This is a genomic window from Scandinavium sp. (genome assembly GCF_036271055.1).
Lineage (GTDB): Bacteria > Pseudomonadota > Gammaproteobacteria > Enterobacterales > Enterobacteriaceae > Scandinavium.
This window is the reverse complement of record NZ_DATBBJ010000021.1, coordinates 1-1,663: the sequence shown is the minus strand read 5'-3', so window position 1 is coordinate 1,663 and position 1,663 is coordinate 1. Positions and strand designations below refer to the sequence as shown.

Genomic DNA, 1,663 nt, shown 5'->3' with positions numbered 1-1,663 from the left:
TGAGCCTCTCAACTCACACCGCTCCCATCAGGCAAACGCGCCGACAGTACTTTGATGCCAGTGTACGAACAGTTTGCGCCGCTTGTTGGCAATGGACCCAATCATTTGGCCAGCCTGTATTTTCCGCCCATTATAGCGCTTGTACTTCCGCATTGCCCACGCTATCAGCGTAGCGTTGACATACTTCCACACCGAATGCATACCGGATGGCGAGTAGCGCCCATAGTAATTCAACCAACCTTGTAGGATTGGATTGATCTCTCGGGCTATATCCGCCAGCCGTATATGAGTGCGTCGGCGTATGCGAAGCTCCCTGATTTTCCGCCGCATGGCTTTGAGAGATGACGCGCTGACCTGAGGACCAAATCCCGTAAACATTTTGTGCTTCCGGTTCATTGCACCCCTTGGCCTGAAGCAGTATCCGAGGAATTCAAATTGTGTGCTCGGATATGAGCCTCTGCGTCTTCCATCCTTGCAGTAGACGATCTTGGTCTTGTCCGGATGCATCTCCAGTTGGCATTCCGCCAAACGTGCCGCAAGCGCTGCTTTTAGGGCAACGGCTTCCGCCTCCGTCCGACAGTGCACCAGCCCATCATCTGCATACCGGCACCATGGGAGGTCTGGGTACTCTCGTGTCATCCACGCATCAAATGTGTAGTGCAGGAACAGGTTAGCCAAGATGGGACTAACCACACCTCCTTGCGGAGTTCCGCGAGTTCTTCCGACCCGTGTTCCATCCTCAAGTTCCATCGGTGCCGTCAGCCATCTTTCGATATACAGCAAAGCCCATTCACACTTCACATGTTTGCGGACAGCACGCAGCAACAGTGTGTGGTCGATGTTGTCGAACAGGCCTCGGATATCAAACTCTAGCACCCAGTCGTACTTCCAGCACCGCTCGCGCGTCACCCCGATGGCATCCAGCGCCGACTTGTTGGGCCGGTAGCCATATGAGTCTGGCATGAAGACTGGTTCCACAGTTCTTTCCACGACTTGCTTGACGACCATCTGCGCCACACGATCGGCCACTGTGGGCACCCCCAAAATGCGTTGTCCGCCATTCTTTTTGGGAATAGGAACAGCACGAACCGGTGGCGGAAAGTAGCTACCTGAACTCATCCGATTCCAGATCTTGTAGAGGTTCCTCCCAAGATCTTGGGCGAACTGCTCAAGTGACTGCCCATCCACTCCGGCCGCACCCGCATTGACTTTGACCGCTTTGTAGGCGTCGTACACTAACTTCTTGTCAATGTTAAACGGCTTCGTCTTCGTTGCATCCATCGCTTCATCCTGTTTCCAGTTGCACGCTGATGCAACCACCTGACTCGATCCCTTTGCTCCAGTCCCATTATAGAACCTTCATCGCTCGTACGGATCGATCCGCCCCAGTGCTCCACATCGGTACTCTCGCCTCGTGGCTTCAACCACTTGTGCTTCTCCCTTTGCATTGAAGCGACTGGTTCCTGCAGTTCCGATTGAAAGCCTGTGTCAGCTTCACGCCCCCTTTACGCCGGTCGCCGCCTACCCAGTACTCAGGTCTCCGGCAGGCTCTTCCCAGAGGTTCCACTCACCTTTGGTTTTGACGACACCTTGATCCTAACGACGCGTCATCGGAAGGTTTGCTTTCGCTCGTCTCTCTGACACATACCTGCGCAAGTATTCC

The 1,663-nt window shown here is 54.3% G+C and carries 1 protein-coding gene; it reads right to left on the bottom strand.

The genetic code is table 11. The features are described 5' to 3' along the window. Nucleotides 1-27: 27 nt before the first annotated feature. On the bottom strand, nucleotides 28-1,281 hold the full coding sequence (gene ltrA, locus VH187_RS02120; protein WP_329699845.1) for a group II intron reverse transcriptase/maturase: 1,254 nt from the start codon (nucleotides 1,279-1,281) through the stop codon (nucleotides 28-30). Nucleotides 1,282-1,663 lie beyond the last annotated feature (382 nt).

What these genes read in the sequence shown, in the direction of transcription:
- ltrA (WP_329699845.1), bottom strand. Translation starts at nt 1,281, where the DNA reads ATGGATGCAACGAAGACGAAGCCGTTTAACATTGACAAGAAGTTAGTG.